This is a genomic window from Acinetobacter sp. YH12227, from assembly GCF_013417785.1.
Classification (GTDB): Bacteria; Pseudomonadota; Gammaproteobacteria; order Pseudomonadales; family Moraxellaceae; genus Acinetobacter; species Acinetobacter gandensis.
Window position 1 is genome coordinate 1 of the sequence record NZ_VPDH01000068.1, and the last position, 18,326, is coordinate 18,326.

The window sequence follows — 18,326 nt, forward strand, 5'->3', positions numbered from 1 at the left end:
TGTTCAAATGGCTATTCTACGTTTGATTGGTTTTGGAAAAAAAGAAGAATTTAAGAAAGTGCTAGCAATTTTAAGAAAGAAAAAGCCTGATAGGACAAGGATCCTATGAAATTTGTCGTGTACAGAGGCCAAATACATAACAACATTTTATTTTAAAGACTTGGAGAACCATCACATGCTGAACTTATTTACAGGAAAAATTAGCGGTGTATTAAGCCTGGCTTTACAAGGCATTAGCAAAGCTGTCAGTTTAGTTTTAAATACAGTCTTGGATACTGTAGATACCGTTTTAGACACGGTCAGCCACTTAACAGCGCCTATAACTGAAGCACTGATTGAACTGCCAATTATTGGTAGCAGCATTGAAAAAGTCTTAACTATTGAAAACAATTTAGTGAGCACACTCGGTGATGGCCTGCATGCTGTAGCAGATCAATTGGCAACGGGTGACTTAATTGGAGGCGTACAAACAACGCTTAATGGTGTCACTGACCTTGTTGGACAAACAGTAACAGAAGTCGCGGGCTTAGTAGATCATATTGCTGGTGTTGCAGCACCAATCACAGACAGTCTTGCTGACGTTCCAGTATTAGGAGGAATATTGAATGCTGTCGGCGAAACCACAGACAATTTGACTGGCTTATTGGCGGAGACAGGCGATTATGTTGCCAGTATTGATCCCACTGAATTATTAACAGGGGTATTAAGTGATCCTTTAGGCAGTGTTGGTGGCGTCGTACACGATGTATCAGGTACCGTAGATGCTTTACTTGACGACCTTGCACCCATTACCTCAGTTGCATCTGAACTTCCAGTAGTCGGTGACATTGTCAATGTTGTAGGCGAAACCTCCACTGCTCTCAATCATGCCTTATATGACGTCGGTTCACTACTTCAATCGCTCAATACAGATTTGTTGCAAACCACAAGCTACACCTAACCGATCAGAAAGAAATATGCGCCTTTTGCGTGAATAAAAATAAAATCAAAGAATAACTTTCCATCCGCCTGACATCGTTCAGGCTTTTTTAATTGTGCAATTCTGATATTAGCCTTTAGTGAATCAGCGTTTATTTGATAAGATTAAGCACAAATTCATTCTTATTTTGATTGAGCAAGGAGCGAAAGCATGCTGATCATCCCTGCAATTGACCTGAAAGATGGCAAATGTGTCCGTTTAAAGCAAGGTCGTATGGAAGACGATACCGTATTTTCTGACGATCCAGTGGCAACTGCACAGCATTGGGTAAATGAAGGCGCGCGTCGCTTACATTTGGTTGACTTAAACGGTGCTTTCGCTGGTACACCAATTCATAAACCTGTAGTTGAAGCCATTGCGAAAGCTCAGCCTGAACTGCCAATTCAAATTGGTGGTGGTATCCGCTCACTCGAAACCATCGAACATTACTTAGATGCTGGCGTATCATTTGTCATCATTGGTACAAAAGCAGTAAAAGAACCTGAGTTTGTCGAAGAAGCATGTAAGAAATTTGCCGGTCATATCATTGTTGGTATCGATGCCATGAATGGCATGGTTGCAACGGATGGTTGGGCAAATGTGACAGATGTGAAAGCAACTGATCTTGCAAAACGTTTTGCCGATGCTGGCGTTTCAAGCATCGTTTATACCGATATTGCACGTGATGGCATGATGCAAGGTGTGAACATTGAACAAACTGTGAATTTGGCTACATATTCAGGTTTACCTGTGATTGCATCAGGTGGCGTAACTAACCTTGATGATGTCCGCAATTTAAAAGGCCAACCGGGTATTTTAGGGGCGATTACAGGTCGTGCAATTTATGAAGGCACATTAAACCTACGTGAAGCGCAAGCTTTGTGGGATGACCAAGCGTTCTAAGCATTGCTTATGTAAAAAAGAGGTCTTTTGACCTCTTTTTTATGCCAATAATTTAACTTTATACTCGATTTGAATGGCTTAGGCTTAATTCACACAATTTCGCATAAAACGTACGACGGTCGAACCTGAATTGATATAACGATAATTCACATCACTGGCATAGACGTGACTTTGACCTGCACTGAATGTGACAGGTTGATTATTGAGATCCAAGGTTAATTGACCTTCAATCACAAAGATCATTTCATGCCAACCAGCCGGATCAGGTTCAGCACAATAAATTTCATTGGGTGCTAAAGACCATTCCCACATTTCTACATGCTGTTTAGCCTGACAGCTCGATAAAATTTTGGCATAACTCTGACTGGTTTGCCCTTGCCAAAGTTGCTCATGAATCCTTTCAGCAGGTTGTGCGGCAGCACGAACCAAGTCCACAAAACTGACTTCTAACGCATCTGCCAGCCAACCCAACTTCGCCAAACTAATATTGTCCTGACCCGACTCTAAACCTGCGATGGTACGTCGGCTCACGCCGGACAAATCAGCCAATTGTTGTTGCGTAAAATTCTTAGCATCTCGGTAATGTTTTAAATTAGATGCAACATGCTTTAGCACATACGCTGAATTGGTCATAGGATCAATCCTTGTGAGTATTGTGCAATATATTGCACATTTAATGAAAATAAGACAATATGTGACTTAAATTTTTATCAGCTTTTCAATATGTTTCCCGCCACGCTCTCACAGAAAGCACCAAAAATTGCGCTCATTTTAATTACTGTCATATGGGGTGCGAGCTTTATTACGGTTCAATATGGCTTAAGTTTTAGTAGCCCAGTCTTGTTTGTCGGGCTGCGATTTGCTGCTGCCACGATTGCGGTAAGTCTGCTTTCCTTAAAATATTTGAAGTATTTTTCTAAACAGGATTTGATTGCTGGAGCGAGCATTGGTGCTGTTATTGCCATCGGCTATGCCACACAAACTGTAGGTTTACAGACGATTAGCAGTAGTGAATCGGCTTTTTTAACCGCGCTATATGTCCCTTTAGTGCCATTTTTTATGTGGCTTTGTTTTAAAAACACCCCACATTTAATGACGTGGTTAGGTGCTAGCTGTGCTTTCATCGGTTTGGTATTTTTAACGGGGAACGGCTTTGGCGCACTCCATTTAAGTTTTGGCCAACTGATTACCCTATTCGGCTCGATTGCGATTGCATTTGAAATTATCTTAATCAGTTACTTTGCAAATCGTGTGAACCTACGCCGCGTAACCGTCTTGCAATTGGCATTTGCCTCTCTATTTTGTTTTTGCTTTGCCCCGATGATTGGTGAAACCACATTACCCGTTTTTGAATGGAAGTTAATCGCGGCTTTATGTGCTTTAGGACTAGCGAGTGCAGTTATTCAATTGGTCATGAACTGGGCGCAGCGCATAGTTGACCCTGCTCAAGCTGCGATTATTTATGCCGGTGAACCCGTTTGGGCTGCCATGATTGGACGGATTGCCGGTGAACGCTTAACACCTTTGGCTTTACTTGGTGGCTTGTTTGTAGTGTTCGGCGTGATAGTTAGTGAATGGCGACCTAAGTGGTTAAAGCGTAAGTAGCTCAAATCGCTCACCTTTAAAATGAAAAAAGCGGCCCATCAGCCGCTTTTTTTGAATATACCGAAATTTTTTAATCATACATTGGACGGTTATCATTCACACGAATTAAACCTTTAATGGCACGGTAGACAATCCAAATCCATGACAAGCCAATCACCGCAACACAGAATGTACTCGCTCCTAAAGCAACACCAGCAAAGGCGTTGGCATTATTGCCGGTAAAGAATAGGAAAATAAATGGTACAAAAGCAATAATGTTCCAAATCAGATACCACCAAAACGTACGAATTTGCCAAGTAAAATGACTTTCAAAAATTGAACCACGGACATCACTACGTTTCACATAGTTAATAATCAATGCCAAAATAGCCAATAGCCCAGCAGAAAAAATCGCAACAATATAAAGAATGTACAAAATAATAGTTAATAGGCGGTTTGGATCTTTATCAATGGAATAGTTCATTTGACTCCCCGTCATTTTATTTTTAAGTCCATTTCACCTTAAATATGTAGCAAGTTAAAAGGTGAAATCAGCCATAAAATCAGTAATATGTTAAAGACTATGGTACAGAAATAAATTTTACGAAACGGTTGTTTTTGTGTTTTATGTCGCAAACGTTGCTGCGCCAACCAGGCCGCAGGCCAGCCACCTAAAAATGAAAGGATGTGTAAGGTATTTTCTGGAACGCGTCGGTTCCCCAACTGTGCAGCCTCTTTGTCTTGCGCATAAAACCAGTAACTAAGCGCATTCATAATACTGATGAATAACAGCACCATGCCACTGAGCACACCTGCAACACATAAGCCAGCCAGTGCCAAAATATAGATAACACAGACAATTTGCATCGGCGCAGCTTTACGCGGCATGTTGACGATATTTTTTTTCTGCGGACGTCGACTTGGCTGTGTTTGTGATGCCTTTAAATAATGCACTTGCTGTGCACGAAAGCGTCCACGCTCATCTAAAATCACCACGTAGTCCAAGGCACAGCCCACAATAGGACGTGGCCCTGGACGGGAAAAGTCTTTGATATGCAAAAATACGCGATCTTTGGTGCTGTCGTTGGGTTGAATAAAACCATAGCCTTTATCATCAAACCACTCTACTAAGCGCCCCTGATCACGCATACTTTTCCCTCACGTTATTTTTAAGTTTAAGCAGTTACAAATTTTAGTCGTTCAATCAACATATTACGCATTTCATCTGGGTTTTTCTGCAAAATATCATTTCCAGTACGCCCTTGCGCTGCATTTTTCTGTGCCACTTGTAAACGCATCATCCAGAAACGGCCTGCGGCCATCGCCAGATATAACTCAAGACATGACTTTTCATCTGCTGTTAATGGACGCACTGTTTCATAGGCATTTAAAAAGGCAATGGCTTTTTCTTCATTCAAATGTACATCTGGATATTCAGTACAGAAGTCATTTAAGGTAATGGCAATATCAAACAGCAACTCATCTTTGTTTAGTTCGTAAAAGTCTAAAATACCGTTGAGTTGATCACCGTCAAATAAAGTGTTGTCACGGAACAAGTCAGAATGGATAAAACCTTTCGGACGGTTTGGATACATGGCTGTGAGCACATCATACAAACCTAAAAGATTATTCAACAACATGGTATCGGCGTCGTTCAAGCTTGGACGAATATCTCGTGATACCTGTAACCAATAGGCATGATCCCGATATTCAGCACGTTCTAAAGGAAAGTCTTGTAATGCCACATGCATTTTCGCTTGTGCAACTGCAATCGCTTCAGCTTGTGCCAACGTTGCTGGCATCGGGTGTTGACCCTGCATACGCGGCGCAATCTGTGCCGGTTTATCTTTTAAGCTATGAATCGCTTTACCTGAATGACCCAATGGCACAGGTACGGCTAAACCGGCTTGCCCCAAGTGCTCAAGTACCGGCACCAACTCGCCTGCACCCTGCTCATCCATTTCTTCAAACACGGTTAAAACATACTGACTGCCATTTTTACAGACAATAAAATAGTTGGTATTTTGAATACCCCCTTGAATCGGAATCAGGTCAATCACCTCCAATTGATAAGGCGCTGCAAAATCCTGAACTTCCTTTAAAGTCAAAGTGGTATAAACCGACATAGAAAACCTGCGAAAAAACTTACATATTTTTGATAGAATAACCGCTCCGACTACTAAGGTGTAGCATCTAAGTCGCGAAGTTTCATAATCGGCTGTTATTTTTGGAAAAAATTATGCTTGCTAAACGTATTATTCCTTGCCTCGACGTAGACAACGGTCGTGTAGTGAAAGGTGTTCAATTTCTTGATATTCGTGATGCAGGCGATCCAGTAGAAGTTGCTCGTCGATATAATGAACAAGGTGCAGATGAAATCACCTTCTTAGACATTACTGCTACTTCAAATGGCCGTGATACCACTTACCGTACGGTTGAGCGTATGGCGGAATCTGTGTTCGTTCCACTGACTGTCGGTGGCGGTGTCCGTAAAGTTGAAGATATCCGTTTATTGCTAAACGCTGGCGCGGACAAAGTCAGCATTAACTCTGCCGCTATTTATAACCCAGAATTCGTACAAGAAGCATCTCAACGTTTTGGTGCACAGTGTATTGTGGTTGCCATTGATGCCAAGAAAACGGGCGAAAATAAATGGGAAATCTTTACCCATGGTGGCCGTAAAGAAACAGGTATTGATGCTATTGAGTGGGCTGTAAAAATGGCTGACTTCGGTGCGGGTGAATTATTAGTAACCTCAATGGACGCAGATGGCACCAAAGCGGGTTATGACCTTGAACTGATGCGTAACATCAATGACCGTGTCACCATTCCAACCATTGCTTCTGGTGGTGTCGGTAATCTACAACATTTGGCCGATGGTATTTTAAAAGGTGGGGCAGATGCGGTTCTGGCTGCTTCAATCTTCCACTTTGGTCAACACACCATTCCAGAAGCTAAGAAATACCTTTCAGAACAAGGGATTGAAATGCGTCTTTAATTAACCCTTGCTTTAAATCTGTGTAAAAAAGAGCGTCTATACGCTCTTTTTTTGATTCATCATGTACTTAGACACTGCACTATTTCTTGCGGGCTTAGGTAGCTTGCTGTTGTTTGGCCTAGTTGCTTATGGACTTAAAATAAGCCAAAACACGCAATCTATGATCATCTTGCTGATGATCTGCGGTTTTATGTATATGTATTTATTTGGCTTAGATCAATATCTTGAGTCAAACTATCAAAAAGCATTAGATACACCTCAACAAACAACTACATGCGCTGTATTTGTTCGACAAATTCAATTCAATATTAGTCGCAAACAGCAATCTGAAACAGCATTTCAATTCAAAACAGCACATTCTGAATTTTTAGAATTTAATGGTGATCCGATCGCCTTCCAACACATTCCGCAGTTGCAATATTTACAATCGGGTCATTCTTATTGTTTTCGTTATGCAAGCGACATTCATGATTGGAATGGACGCTTAATACTCACAGAATTACACCCTTCCCCAAATTAATCATAAAAAAAAGGAGCCTCAAGGACTCCCTATAAACCAAGAAAAACTACAGCACTTGGTTCGGTACTTAAACAACTAAAAAATATACATAGCAACATCATCCGGCCAGTCGTGTCTCGCCTTCTGATACTTCAAATATAAGCAACTTTGTCTAGTAAAGATTGACAATAGATTCATATTTTATTGACAAATCACGACAGTACAGCACATGAGTGCTAATCAATTTCACGATTTTTTAAACAATACTAGAAATGATTCAAACCGTTTCAACTTTTACTGCAGTCACAGTTTTGACCTGTTTTGCTTCTACCCACTTTGCAGGGAAAATACGCTCAACCACTTTATTTAAAGGTTGAGCAAGTATTGTAGGTAAAGCAATGCCCGAAGGGTTCTGTTCTTTTAAGTCAGCTGATGAAATTACTCGCGTCCCTAAAATGTAATCAAACCAAGGCTTAGTCACACACCAATTAGCATCCTGATTTGAGTTCATATGATGATCATAATGCCACGGTATTTTGCGTTTCGCCCATTCAGGTTCCAAATGTGCGCGGCGATGAATATAGTAATAATTGCCTGCACAATACAGAACAGACAAACTCATCCCTTTTGAAACAGGATAAAATAAAGGTACAAATACACCTGCAACAGCGACCAAGGACAATATTTCATTTTTGGTTCGCCAATTACTGATCCCTTCTACATAACCATAGTCTTCAAAATCGGTCTTACGCACTTCACGATGATGTTCCCAGTGGGATTTCATACTGTTGGGTACGGGACTATAGCGTGGTTGTCCCGCACGATGGGTACCATGTAATACATATTTATGCGCAACCCACTCAAAGGCATTGGCAACCACTAATCCTGCAATAAATCCTTTCCACATGGCTTTCATCTCCTCGTCTTCTTTTGACTATAGGCAATGAAAAAGTCTAGATATTGACCATTTTTTTCAATATTATTGACAAAACACGACAAAATTTAGAATTAGAAAAACATGCAACAGCTAAAGGACTACACCGGCTCGGTCTATGGTGGGCTTGGGCATTTACTCTATGCTTACCATCAAGCCAATGGCATTGCCATTACTGAAAAATTAAAAAATATCCAAAACTTAGAACGTTTTGAATATGTAGTATGGCGTGATTTATTAATGGAATTAGATCAGCAATTAAATAAGCCTGCATTGGGTTTAGAGATTGCCGAACTGGTTCAACCCAAACATATTGGCATTATTGCCTACATTGCCTTGTCATGTGAAAATCTCGGCGAAGCCATGTTGCGCTATCACGATTTTCACCGTTTGATTTTTGATGGTAGCCCTTTGCAGGTCGAGGTTCAAAATGATTATTTCTCTATTGGTTGGAATGATCTGCCTTTAAATATGGCCAATCAATTAACCGACGAAGTCGCTATTGCGCTCATGCTGCAATTTTTAAAACACTTCATGAGCTTTGAAGACATTTGTTTGCATGAAGTTCATTTTCATAATCCTGCACCTAAAAATGTCGCACAATATGAACAATATTTTCGCTGCAAGGTTCGCTTTTCCCAAGAAAAGTCCAAAGTCATTTTACCGATTCAAGAGCTTTCTCGCCCCTTTGCTCAAGGCGATCAGACCTTACAAAAGTTGCTGATGCAACAAGCTCAATCGCTGTTAGAAAAACTGCCGAATACCACGCAAATTGACCAACGTTTGCAGCAAGCCATATTAATGGGCTTACAAAAAAACTTATTTCAAATTGAACATATTGCACTACAACTGAATTTATCTGTACGTCAATTACAACGCCATTTACAACAACAAGGCACCACCTATCAACAACGTATGCAAGAAGTTCGCTGCATGATGGCAGAAGAGTTTCTGCGTGACCCACATTTAAGCTTACAAGAAATTGCGCTACTACTCGGCTATTCAGAACAAAGCGCATTTCAACGTGCATTTAAACAATGGCGAAGCCAAACACCACAGCAATGGCGACAGCAGCAGACTAGACCGCACATACAATAATGTGACACAGTTATCATTTTTTCATTGAGATTTAGCTAAAAATCCGTTAAACCTATGCGCATTACGTTGCGTTAGAAACAGCTGCAGCAGCTTTTTATGTTTTTAAAAACATGAGAACGAAACAAAGATAAATGACAAAAACAATTGGAGTCAGCAATGAATAAATATTTAGCCGAATTAATCGGTACATTTTGGTTAGTGTTTGGTGGTTGTGGTAGTACGGTACTCGCGGCTGCATTCCCAGAACTGGGCATCGGCTTTGCAGGTGTATCCCTTGCCTTCGGTTTGACCGTGCTTACAGGTGCTTATACACTCGGTCATATCTCAGGTGGACACTTTAACCCTGCAGTCAGTATCGGCCTTTGAGCGGGTGGTCGCTTCGAAGCAAAAGAGCTTGCACCCTACATTATTTCTCAATTAATTGGTGCTACCTTAGCGGCATTTATTCTATACATTATTGTACAAGGCCAAGCAGGCTTCACAGGCGTTGGTGGCTTCGCAAGCAATGGCTTCGGTGAATTATCTCCAGGTAAATATTCAATGATGTCTGCCTTGGTGATTGAAATTGTACTGACTGCCATGTTCTTGATTGTCATTATGGGTGCAACAGATAAGCGAGCGCCTACAGGCTTTGCACCAATCGCGATTGGTCTTGCACTTACCCTCATTCACTTAATCAGTATTCCTGTGACTAACACCTCTGTGAACCCTGCACGTAGTATGGGCGTTGCATTCTTTGCAGAAACTGCTGCACTGTCTCAGGTTTGGTTATTCTGGGTTGCACCAATTGTGGGTGCTGTGATTGGTGCGGTCATTTATAAAGTGATGGCCAAAGAGTCTTAAAGTAAATTTACACTTTTTATAATGTCACGACACATCAAAAACGCTCACTTTCAGTGAGCTTTTTTTTCAATTAGGAATTCAATCTATTTAAATCTCTGACTTATAAAAATGGATTTTCCACTTCATTGTCATTTTCGCCTTGCTGTATTTTTTCAGGCAAGTCTGTCTGTGCTTCAAGAGCTGATACCACTTGATTAATAAACTGTTGTAAGGCTTTGGCCGCTTGCAAACCGGCCTGATCCTTGGTGAGTTGTAAATTACCGTAGAGGTTAATCCGGTCTTCACCATTTTCTAAGGTTAAATCATGAATCGAATGGGATTCACTGCCATTTTCATAGGGTTTAAACATCTAATTGTTGTCCTTATTATCGTGTTGCCACTTGAAATATGCGTACCATGAAAGCGGATTAAGCCCACAGTTTTAGAAACTTGAATGTCCAATTTAGCGTTAACTTGGCATTGTATTCAAGTCTGAAGCATAAAAAGTCTGGTAGAAAATACACCGCTTTATTTCAAAATTTGCAGCAGATATTGCAATAATTCTTCAATCAACTGTTTCAAAATTGCATCTTGGCTGCTGTTGTTATTGGACGCATCACTACCCGTGTCTGAAGTTATACGGCCCCCACTCGATTTAAACTCTTTTTGCAGCGCTGTTATTTTATCGGGACTGACTTCATCGGCACACGAACTTTCAGCATCCCAATGTAAATATGCAATCTCTTGGTTCTGTTTGACTTGAGTTGCTTTCAATGGCAAACGATAGGTATTGCGCTTTTGGTCTTCAGTCAATTCAGGGAAGACATTAATACCCGTTAATTCCTCTAAGGCACAGATACTCATGATCTTGACTGTGGGAGCCGTATCTCTAAGGGTATTATCTGCATAATACACGCCAGCAACACCTTTTTTCGGCAAGTATATGGCCTTGTAGGTTGCCGTAGGAACAATCACACCCTTACCGATCGTTTTCAGTTTTTTCGCGCTATAAACTGGCCCAGTCACAACGTAAACATCTTGCTTCTGTTTTGTGACCAATGCACGTGTTGCTTCTTCCAATTCACGCCATACTTGCTGATTATTTTTTGGCGCTTGTGGCACCATATTTGCCAATGAAAAACTATCTAATTGAGCCGCTTTGTTTGGCATATCGGCATTCGGGGCCATATGCCCACGGTCATAGCCTGTCGCTTTATAATCTGCAAGTGTCGCGCGGTATTCTGAAGGGACTCGAGTCTCTTCATGGAAATTATCTTCACGGGGAATTTTTTGGCTTAAGCGCACAGGTGTCAGTGATTCAGCGACCCAAAGCGGCGTTTTGGAAATACCAGAATACATGACATTAAAGCCGTTAAAACACAGTGGAAAACTGTTTTTATGTAAACTGTCACGAACTAAATATGGCGGTACTTCACGATAAAACTGATCCAAACAAGCACTATTCGATGATGAAGACATCGAAACCAATTGTTGTATTTTTTCTTGTCCAAAGGCAATTGCGAAACTTCCTGTCGCCACCAACCCCAACAGCACTTTTATGCTGTTCTGACCAAACAATTGAGACAAGGGATTTGATGAACTACGTTTCTTTTTTGCCATGGTTTACAACAATTACATCTAAAAAGGACTATTTTTCCGCAGCTTAACAAGGGTACGAATTTTAGTACACTTTTCTTTTTTAATTTGCTTAACAATTGAACAAATATTGCTTAACAAAGCAACAGTCGATGTAACGTTTTGTCGCAGTTGTACAAGCCTTTATAAGAGGTCGTTAAACAGTTCCGTATGTTTGATTGAATTTACACAGAAAAACATGACAAGGTAAAAATACGAAAAATTGCGATAAAAATATACGGAGTGATTATGCATTCTAAGATTTTAGGTTTAGGTTTGATTTCAGGTTTAATGAGTGCCGCCGCTTTTGCAGAGCCACCGATTCAACCAGGCGATACTTTAGAAAGCTTATCTAAAGTGAAAGTGGTGACGACAGTCAATGGTCAACCCGGTTCTATTGAAGAGCTAGTGGCAAGTGGTCAAATTAAACTTGCTGAAGCTGCTGACGTGACTGCATCCTCTGCTGACCAAACATTAAACCCTGATCAAGCGCAAGCGAGCCAAATTGATCCGAATGCAACTGCCGTTGAACCTGCTCAAGCAGAACCAACAACAGCTGACGCCCAAAATAGTCTTCCTATAGAGGATCAGAACTTAACGGCTGTACCACAAACTGATGTAGCTCACCAAGAAGCTGCCATTACCGCTAGTCAACAAGCTGAAGCTGTAGTCAATGAAGCGGCTCCTGAGTTAGCACAGCAACCAGCACCTGCTGCTACTGAAGCGAATGCAACACCGATTATTGCCTCATCAGCAAATACTCCAGTAAATGCTGATGTTGAATCTGCTGCGTTACCAGAAGCTCCTCAAGCACAGCAAGATGCATTTATGGCTGCACCTGAAGCACCAAATGCAGCAACTACTGAGAGTGCAATTCAAGCTCAACCACAAACTGATGTAAGCGATGATGCCATTCAAGCTTCACCAGAAGCACCACAAGCAGATGAATCTATTCAAGCAGCACCAGAATCTGCTGATATCGATTCAACAGTGAATTAAGATCTGCTTTAACACATTCAAAAATATTGCATTAAGCAATTTACCCTATTCATTCTGTTGCCTTGCTCGCATACTCCTCCCAGGAAAAGGCAACAGAATGAGTCCAATAAAAAAGCCAGGAAAACCTGGCTTTTTTATTACTCAAATCTAAATACAGATCAGATTTCGATTTGACTGCCTAACTCAACCACACGGTTGGTTGGAATTTGGTAGAAATCGCTGACTGGACTGGTATTACGTTGCATAGATATAAATAATTTTTCACGCCAAGGTGCCATGCCCTCGCCCAAGGTATGAATGATTCGATCACGCGAAATAAAGAAGCTAATTTGCATCAAGTCAAATTCAAAACCCAATTCCTCGTATGCGTGTTGTAATGCTGCAGGAATATTAGGTTGATCTTTAAAACCGTAATACATGGTAATGCGATAGAAGCGATCATCCAATTTTTCAGTTTGTACGCGTTCTGCTGCAGGCACATAAGGAACATCACGGGTATTTACAGTGACCATAATGTTGCGTTCATGCAGCACTTTGTTGTGCTTAATATTATGCAGCATGGCATGCGGCACAATATCTGGCGTACCTGTTAAGAATACGGCATCACCCGGAACAAACTTGGTTTCTTCACCCATGCTTACACTACGAATGAACAAATCGATTGGTAATGCATCTTTACCTAGGCGTTTCAAGACCAATTCACGACCATCTTTCCAAGTCATTAAAATGGTAAACAATACCGCACCAATCAAGATTGGCACCCAACCACCCGCTGCAATTTTTAAAGATGTTGATGCTACGAAGATCAAATCAATCAATAAAAACGGTACTGCAAAAATAGCCACTTTCCATACCGGCCATCGCCATAAACCATATGCCAAAACCGATATCAAAATAGTACCGCATAACATTGTCATGGTCACAGCTACACCATAAGCACTGGCTAAGTTAGCACTATTTTCAAACAGCAAAATCAAAATCAGTACAGATATAAATAATGCCCAGTTAATGAAAGGCAAATAAATCTGACCACGTTCAACTTCAGACGTGTGACGTACAGTTAAGCGTGGTAAATAACGTAATTGAATCGCCTGATTGACCATTGAAAATACGCCAGTAATCACCGCCTGTGATGCAATCACCGCTGCTGCCGTTGCTAAGGCAATCATCGGATACAACGCCCATTCAGGGATGAGCATATAAAACGGATTGGCGAGTGCTTCTGGATCACGGAGTAAAAGCGCGCCTTGACCTGCATAGTTCAAAAGCAAACATGGCATCACCACAATGAACCATGCCAATCGAATCGGTAAACGACCAAAATGCCCCATATCAGCATAAATAGCCTCACCACCGGTCATGGTCAAAATCACCGCGCCCATAGTTAAGAACGCCACATAAGGCTGATGTACTATGAAATTAATTGCCCAATGTGGACTAATCATGGTCAAGACAAATGGCGTTTGAGAAATACTCCATAGACCAAAGCCACCAATTGATAAGAACCACAATAAGGTTAATGGGCCAAAGAATTTACCCATCGTTCCTGTACCGTGACGCTGCACAAGAAACAGACCCGCCAAAATACCAATCGATAAAGGTTGTAACCATTGATTGAACATTGGCGTTGCAATACTTAAGCCTTCGATAGCAGAAAGAACCGAAATAGCAGGTGTAATAATGCCGTCACCAAAAAACAATGATGCCCCAATAAAGCCAAGTGCAATCAAATAGATTTTTTTGTTTTCAGCAATACGTGTCGTTCGCAGATTTAAGGCCAACAGCGACATGATACCGCCTTCGCCATTGTTATCTGCACGCATGATAATGGTGACGTATTTAAAACTAATAGTCAGCATAATGCACCAGAAAATCAGGGACAGAATGCCTAGCACGGAAGCCTCGCTAATGGCTAAATGTGCTGTGAGGAAACATTGACGCAGTGCATATAATGGACTGGTACCAATGTCACCGAATACTACGCCCAAAGCTGCCAAGGTAATGGCGGGCAGTGCGGCCTTTTGTGCAGTACTTTGCATATTGTTGTCTTCAATTTAGACAGTATTTTTGCGAATCATAGCACCGGTCGTTGAGATTTTCTCTAAATCAATTGTTTCTCTTGGCAGAATTATGTTTTTTCGCTATTATCCACCGCGCATAAGGTGAAGTGTCCGAGTGGCTGAAGGAGCACGCCTGGAAAGTGTGTATACGTTTATAGCGTATCGAGGGTTCGAATCCCTCTTTCACCGCCAGTATTTAAGCTACATTCCAATGTAGTACGAAAAAGGTTTAAATCTGAATGATTTAAACCTTTTTTTATGACTAGGTATTCTTGAAAGCTGTGATTGAAAATTCATTATTATGTTCTGAGCTGAAGTTATTTTGAAAAAAATTCCGTCTAAATTATCCTTCGTACGCTTAATATTTTTCTTCATTATCTATTTCAATACATTGTTATGTCGCGTCTACTATATTTAAAAAGCGACATATATTTTTACAAATTGAAATTTTATAGCCTAAAGACAATTACTTAAGTCCATGTTAAAACAAAATTATCACACAATAAGGGAGACAATCAGACAAAATCTTAAGTACTCCTCCAACCTGTATGCATCATCGAAATGAAACGCTATTGCTTTAACCTTAACTTGATCCATCAAAACTTATAAAAAAGACTTTTCACATAAATCACTGCTATTCGGGAGAGAACATGGATAACAGCCAGAACTATGTTAAACAGATCAAGAATGCCAAACGTGGTGGCTACACCCCAACCATTGCTAAAGACATTAACAAACATAAAATTCAAAAAGCACAGCGACTGATAGACCAATGGCGCAAACTCGCCAATGAACTTCGCCCCCAGATGCAACTCGATATGGCCTATACCCTTGAGGAATGTGCGCAAGATTTAGATCAGATATTAAGAATGAAATAATACTGTTCTATTTTAATAATTCTTTTATATGCCCACTTCACCGTGGGCAATTCATTAAAACAGCTTTTTTAAATTCGCAGATCACCCTTTTAAATTTCGAAACTGTGAAAGGCTACCACCTAGCTTTCCTAAAGAAAGCTGTAAATAAAAAACTATTTGATTATTTTTTGGCTTGCGTGCAGTTCAAAAATCTGTAGAATGCATTCCACAACGCCGGCATAGCTCAGTTGGTAGAGCAACTGACTTGTAATCAGTAGGTCCACAGTTCGAATCCGTGTGCCGGCACCATTTCTTAGCCTCGCTTTTTAAGTGAGGCTTTGATGTTTCTAGAGCTTGTATTTTCTTATTCAGGCTTGCTCAAACTGATTTGTACATAACGTACTAATCCATCCTCATACAGTTTTTTACATAGTTTTGCCGTCATCTGAATCTTTAGTTGATCCAAACTTACTGTCGATGCATTTTCCTGTTGTTCAATATAAGCTGCAAATCCAGCCAAAACCTCTGCACTTAAATCTTCAATATTTAGCACTTCAAAACCAGATTGTTGGATTTGTGCTGTCAATTTTTGTTTTGAATTTAAATGTTTTAAATTCACATCAGCAGCTTTTAACAAACTTTGATATTTCAGTTTTTGAAATGAATTTAAATTCAAAAACGGATCAGACAACATTAAATAATGAAACGCAAAGCGCCCTTTTGAATTCAAAACCTTAAATACAGATAAAAGCAATGAATTCAGATCGCTATGATATGCAGCATCAATGCAAAGCACTGCATCCATACATGGCTGGGAATAAATATTTTTTAAATTCAAAAAAGATTCTGTCTGTATTTTTACTTTTGAATTTAAATTTTTTTTAATTTTTTCCACGCACGCGGACTGTAATTCTACTGCGGATAAGTTTTGAATTTGAAAATGTTCTAGCCAAAAAATAAGACTTGCTCCCTGTCCACAACCTAGGTCGAGCAGCGCGTCTTTTGAATCAAGTTGAATCGATTGTGCGAGGTGTTTTGCCAGTTGCTGACAAGCGTGCGGATAGGCGGAAGTTGCATCCGCCCAGTAGCCTAAATTGCTCCAAGCCAGCTCCGCTTCATCCCCAAGTAAGTGACTATTAATCGCATATTTATGTTGGGGAAGCTTTTGCTGAATTGCTTGAAGCCATTTCATTTTAATAACCGAGTTGTGGGGCAACCTCCACTTTAGGTTTTAAGCCCACAAACGGCAATGGTGCACCGAAGATTTCTGCAATATGCATCGCAGATGTCACCGCAGATTCTAAGATAGGTAATCCATCACATGACCAAGAGCCGCAGAAAAAGACTTTTCGATCTGTTGCCAAATGGCGTTGCTGCAATTCTTTGTTCAATGCAACCGTTTGTGAGTCCACCACAGCACGCGTTAACGTTACAGAAGAAATGATTTTTTTAGGATCAATCTCGGTCACGGGACGCCAAGTTTGGAACACAGGTGTTTTACCAACCAAACTCGGTTCAATCGAGTTGAGCCACACTGTAAATTGCTGACGGGTAAATTTACGATCCATCATATAGCTGAGTACTGCCCAATCTTTACGTTTTGGCGGCATCACCGTCTGATCGGTATGAATGACCAATTCACCTTGTTCAAATTTAAATTTTTTTAACAAAGCAATGTCATCTGCAAATTGCGCTGCATCCAAAAATTCTTCAATTTTTGTGGTTGGCGTTGCAACAACGACACGGTCGAAGATTTGATGATCTCCCGACGCATTTTCAACCAATACTTGCTCATTTTGCTGGCAAACTTTGGTAATTGCTGCACCGCTTTGAATATCAATGCCCTCAACCAGTTTATCGACCAGTGCTGGTGTTCCACCCTGAATACGAAGTAAAGCATCACCATCAGTTAATTGACGTAAGAAAATCAATAACGGTTTTGCTGGCCATTCACCAATTGTTTTTGGATTACAGGTACAAATGGTGTAAAGCACTGGCATCACCGCACCGTGCCAAAATACTTCTTCAATATCATTTTGATTTATAAATTCAGCCAAAGTGATGTCTTGTTCTTTCGATTTGAAAAAGCGTGTAATCGCAGCTTTCAGCTGTAACATACCTTTGACCAAGCGCCAGCCATACTGCTGTAAACCTTTACGGTTATTAATAATTGGGAAATTACCAATACGACTACGACTGGTGGTGAGCCATGTCTCTGTACGGTCTTCAAATAACCAACTACATGCCATATAAGTCCGGACAGGAAAGGTCTGAATACCCAAATGTGCAGCCAAACTCAGAGTGTTTTTCCATAAATGAGGATTCATCACACGTAATGGAGCATCAATGAGCCCACCTTCAAATTCAGTGCTGTGGCTGTCCATACCACGACCAGGCAGAGCTTCGAAAATTGTAATGTTATGCCCTGCATCTTTAAGAATTCTTGCGGTAGCTAGCCCAGCCATGCCACTACCGATGATTGCAATATCCAATCTGCTTGTCCATCTATAAAATACCGATAAAATTATGACTGATCAGCACTAAAAAATAGCTATTAAAAAATACCAGATTCGCTTTTTTTGTATGAATTTAAATATTGAGACAGCAGATGCATAATTACAAATAACTACACTTAAAAAGCACCTATTTAAGCATCGGTTTTTTAAAATATTTTTTTAATAAATTTTAATTAACTTGTAAAACCAATCAATTAAATTAACCATTTTTATAACTTTTGGTTTACTTCAGTCCTCGATACCGCTAAGATGCGCAGCACAAGAAAGTGATAAATACATCACACTATATACAAAAATAAAATGATCTTAAAATCATGACAAGAAGAAACAATACAGTGTCTTGTCCTGAAATAGATTGACAGTATTCCACTTCAAACCGAGTTAAGCAATTAGCTCGGTTTTAGTTTGCTCATACGTCTGATTCGGGGTGTTCATATTTAAACTTAAATGTGGTCTATAGCAA

18 protein-coding genes, 2 tRNA genes and 1 pseudogene are annotated in these 18,326 nt (G+C 40.4%); 11 read left to right on the forward strand and 10 right to left on the reverse strand.

The features are described 5' to 3' along the window. Nucleotides 1–175 precede the first annotated feature (175 nt). Both FTV09_RS13745 and hisA read left to right on the forward strand, forming a co-directional pair. A complete protein-coding gene (locus FTV09_RS13745; protein ID WP_180058651.1) occupies nucleotides 176–940 on the forward strand; it encodes a hypothetical protein in 765 nt (254 codons plus the stop codon). Nucleotides 941–1,129: 189 nt separating this feature from the next. After that, complete coding sequence (gene hisA, locus FTV09_RS13750) at nucleotides 1,130–1,861, forward strand: 1-(5-phosphoribosyl)-5-[(5-phosphoribosylamino)methylideneamino]imidazole-4-carboxamide isomerase (RefSeq protein ID WP_067761486.1); 732 nt, start codon at nucleotides 1,130–1,132, stop codon at nucleotides 1,859–1,861. Nucleotides 1,862–1,945: 84 nt separating this feature from the next. On the opposite strand, the gene FTV09_RS13755 is transcribed toward hisA, so the two are convergent. Beyond that, a complete protein-coding gene (locus FTV09_RS13755; RefSeq protein ID WP_180058652.1) occupies nucleotides 1,946–2,494 on the reverse strand; it encodes a helix-turn-helix domain-containing protein in 549 nt (182 codons plus the stop codon). Between the two features lie 90 nt (nucleotides 2,495–2,584). On the opposite strand from FTV09_RS13755, the gene FTV09_RS13760 reads away from it, so the two are divergent. After that, complete coding sequence (locus FTV09_RS13760) at nucleotides 2,585–3,466, forward strand: DMT family transporter (RefSeq protein ID WP_180058653.1); 882 nt, start codon at nucleotides 2,585–2,587, stop codon at nucleotides 3,464–3,466. Nucleotides 3,467–3,536: 70 nt separating this feature from the next. Here FTV09_RS13760 and FTV09_RS13765 read toward each other — a convergent pair whose 3' ends face one another. From FTV09_RS13765 to FTV09_RS13775, 3 genes are read right to left on the reverse strand one after another with little or no spacing between them, the layout of a single operon-like run. After that, nucleotides 3,537–3,929, reverse strand: coding sequence for a hypothetical protein (locus FTV09_RS13765; protein ID WP_067761492.1), 393 nt, complete (start codon nucleotides 3,927–3,929; stop codon nucleotides 3,537–3,539). 38 nt (nucleotides 3,930–3,967) lie between these two features. After that, nucleotides 3,968–4,594: a DUF1294 domain-containing protein gene (locus tag FTV09_RS13770; protein ID WP_067761494.1), complete on the reverse strand. Its 627-nt coding sequence runs from the start codon at nucleotides 4,592–4,594 to the stop codon at nucleotides 3,968–3,970. A gap of 26 nt (nucleotides 4,595–4,620) precedes the next feature. Next, nucleotides 4,621–5,571: a homoserine kinase gene (locus tag FTV09_RS13775; RefSeq protein ID WP_180058654.1), complete on the reverse strand. Its 951-nt coding sequence runs from the start codon at nucleotides 5,569–5,571 to the stop codon at nucleotides 4,621–4,623. Between the two features lie 110 nt (nucleotides 5,572–5,681). On the opposite strand from FTV09_RS13775, the gene hisF reads away from it, so the two are divergent. Together hisF and FTV09_RS13785 are read left to right on the forward strand one after the other, a co-directional pair. Then, the gene (gene hisF, locus FTV09_RS13780; protein ID WP_353888168.1) at nucleotides 5,682–6,443 is read left to right on the forward strand and encodes an imidazole glycerol phosphate synthase subunit HisF; all 762 of its coding nucleotides are present in this window, start codon (nucleotides 5,682–5,684) and stop codon (nucleotides 6,441–6,443) included. 61 nt (nucleotides 6,444–6,504) lie between these two features. Beyond that, entirely contained in the window at nucleotides 6,505–6,963 is a 459-nt protein-coding gene (locus FTV09_RS13785; protein WP_067761501.1) for a hypothetical protein, read from the forward strand. Nucleotides 6,964–7,219: 256 nt separating this feature from the next. On the opposite strand, the gene FTV09_RS13790 is transcribed toward FTV09_RS13785, so the two are convergent. Further along, nucleotides 7,220–7,849, reverse strand: coding sequence for a hypothetical protein (locus tag FTV09_RS13790; protein ID WP_067761824.1), 630 nt, complete (start codon nucleotides 7,847–7,849; stop codon nucleotides 7,220–7,222). 111 nt (nucleotides 7,850–7,960) lie between these two features. On the opposite strand from FTV09_RS13790, the gene FTV09_RS13795 reads away from it, so the two are divergent. Both FTV09_RS13795 and aqpZ read left to right on the forward strand, forming a co-directional pair. Continuing rightward, a complete protein-coding gene (locus FTV09_RS13795; protein WP_180058656.1) occupies nucleotides 7,961–8,974 on the forward strand; it encodes an AraC family transcriptional regulator in 1,014 nt (337 codons plus the stop codon). A 156-nt stretch (nucleotides 8,975–9,130) separates the two neighbouring features. Continuing rightward, a pseudogene (aqpZ, locus tag FTV09_RS13800) lies at nucleotides 9,131–9,817 on the forward strand (aquaporin Z). A gap of 100 nt (nucleotides 9,818–9,917) precedes the next feature. Here aqpZ and FTV09_RS13805 read toward each other — a convergent pair. Next, nucleotides 9,918–10,166, reverse strand: a complete 249-nt coding sequence (locus FTV09_RS13805) for a hypothetical protein (RefSeq protein ID WP_067761505.1) — start codon at nucleotides 10,164–10,166, stop codon at nucleotides 9,918–9,920. A 158-nt stretch (nucleotides 10,167–10,324) separates the two neighbouring features. After that, a complete protein-coding gene (locus FTV09_RS13810; protein ID WP_180058657.1) occupies nucleotides 10,325–11,416 on the reverse strand; it encodes a DNA/RNA non-specific endonuclease in 1,092 nt (363 codons plus the stop codon). A gap of 264 nt (nucleotides 11,417–11,680) precedes the next feature. Here FTV09_RS13810 and FTV09_RS13815 point away from each other — a divergent pair, with 264 nt between their 5' ends. Then, nucleotides 11,681–12,430 (forward strand): hypothetical protein, encoded by a 750-nt coding sequence (locus FTV09_RS13815; RefSeq protein ID WP_180058658.1) that lies wholly within the window; start codon nucleotides 11,681–11,683, stop codon nucleotides 12,428–12,430. Between the two features lie 158 nt (nucleotides 12,431–12,588). On the opposite strand, the gene FTV09_RS13820 is transcribed toward FTV09_RS13815, so the two are convergent. Continuing rightward, entirely contained in the window at nucleotides 12,589–14,469 is a 1,881-nt protein-coding gene (locus tag FTV09_RS13820) for a potassium transporter Kup (protein ID WP_067761512.1), read from the reverse strand. 122 nt (nucleotides 14,470–14,591) lie between these two features. Between FTV09_RS13820 and FTV09_RS13825 the strand changes: the two genes are divergently transcribed. The 3 genes from FTV09_RS13825 (at nucleotide 14,592) to FTV09_RS13835 (ending at nucleotide 15,656) form a co-directional block, all read left to right on the forward strand. Continuing rightward, a tRNA-Ser gene (locus FTV09_RS13825) sits at nucleotides 14,592–14,682 on the forward strand. Between the two features lie 458 nt (nucleotides 14,683–15,140). Beyond that, nucleotides 15,141–15,368 (forward strand): hypothetical protein, encoded by a 228-nt coding sequence (locus FTV09_RS13830; protein ID WP_067761514.1) that lies wholly within the window; start codon nucleotides 15,141–15,143, stop codon nucleotides 15,366–15,368. Nucleotides 15,369–15,580: 212 nt separating this feature from the next. Next, nucleotides 15,581–15,656 (forward strand) — tRNA-Thr (locus FTV09_RS13835). 55 nt (nucleotides 15,657–15,711) lie between these two features. On the opposite strand, the gene FTV09_RS13840 is transcribed toward FTV09_RS13835, so the two are convergent. Both FTV09_RS13840 and FTV09_RS13845 read right to left on the reverse strand, forming a co-directional pair. Next, a complete protein-coding gene (locus FTV09_RS13840; RefSeq protein ID WP_067761516.1) occupies nucleotides 15,712–16,539 on the reverse strand; it encodes a cyclopropane-fatty-acyl-phospholipid synthase family protein in 828 nt (275 codons plus the stop codon). Nucleotide 16,540: 1 nt separating this feature from the next. Then, nucleotides 16,541–17,839: an FAD-dependent oxidoreductase gene (locus FTV09_RS13845; RefSeq protein ID WP_067761518.1), complete on the reverse strand. Its 1,299-nt coding sequence runs from the start codon at nucleotides 17,837–17,839 to the stop codon at nucleotides 16,541–16,543. Between the last annotated feature and the right edge of the window lie 487 nt (nucleotides 17,840–18,326).

Coding starts and splice junctions, on each gene's coding strand:
- FTV09_RS13745 (WP_180058651.1), top strand. CDS start 176: ATGCTGAACTTATTTACAGGAAAAATTAGCGGTGTATTAAGCCTGGCT.
- hisA (WP_067761486.1), top strand. CDS start 1,130: ATGCTGATCATCCCTGCAATTGACCTGAAAGATGGCAAATGTGTCCGT.
- FTV09_RS13755 (WP_180058652.1), bottom strand. CDS start 2,494: ATGACCAATTCAGCGTATGTGCTAAAGCATGTTGCATCTAATTTAAAA.
- FTV09_RS13760 (WP_180058653.1), top strand. CDS start 2,585: ATGTTTCCCGCCACGCTCTCACAGAAAGCACCAAAAATTGCGCTCATT.
- FTV09_RS13765 (WP_067761492.1), bottom strand. CDS start 3,929: ATGAACTATTCCATTGATAAAGATCCAAACCGCCTATTAACTATTATT.
- FTV09_RS13770 (WP_067761494.1), bottom strand. CDS start 4,594: ATGCGTGATCAGGGGCGCTTAGTAGAGTGGTTTGATGATAAAGGCTAT.
- FTV09_RS13775 (WP_180058654.1), bottom strand. CDS start 5,571: ATGTCGGTTTATACCACTTTGACTTTAAAGGAAGTTCAGGATTTTGCA.
- FTV09_RS13785 (WP_067761501.1), top strand. CDS start 6,505: ATGTACTTAGACACTGCACTATTTCTTGCGGGCTTAGGTAGCTTGCTG.
- FTV09_RS13790 (WP_067761824.1), bottom strand. CDS start 7,849: ATGTGGAAAGGATTTATTGCAGGATTAGTGGTTGCCAATGCCTTTGAG.
- FTV09_RS13795 (WP_180058656.1), top strand. CDS start 7,961: ATGCAACAGCTAAAGGACTACACCGGCTCGGTCTATGGTGGGCTTGGG.
- FTV09_RS13805 (WP_067761505.1), bottom strand. CDS start 10,166: ATGTTTAAACCCTATGAAAATGGCAGTGAATCCCATTCGATTCATGAT.
- FTV09_RS13810 (WP_180058657.1), bottom strand. CDS start 11,416: ATGGCAAAAAAGAAACGTAGTTCATCAAATCCCTTGTCTCAATTGTTT.
- FTV09_RS13815 (WP_180058658.1), top strand. CDS start 11,681: ATGCATTCTAAGATTTTAGGTTTAGGTTTGATTTCAGGTTTAATGAGT.
- FTV09_RS13820 (WP_067761512.1), bottom strand. CDS start 14,469: ATGCAAAGTACTGCACAAAAGGCCGCACTGCCCGCCATTACCTTGGCA.
- FTV09_RS13830 (WP_067761514.1), top strand. CDS start 15,141: ATGGATAACAGCCAGAACTATGTTAAACAGATCAAGAATGCCAAACGT.
- FTV09_RS13840 (WP_067761516.1), bottom strand. CDS start 16,539: ATGAAATGGCTTCAAGCAATTCAGCAAAAGCTTCCCCAACATAAATAT.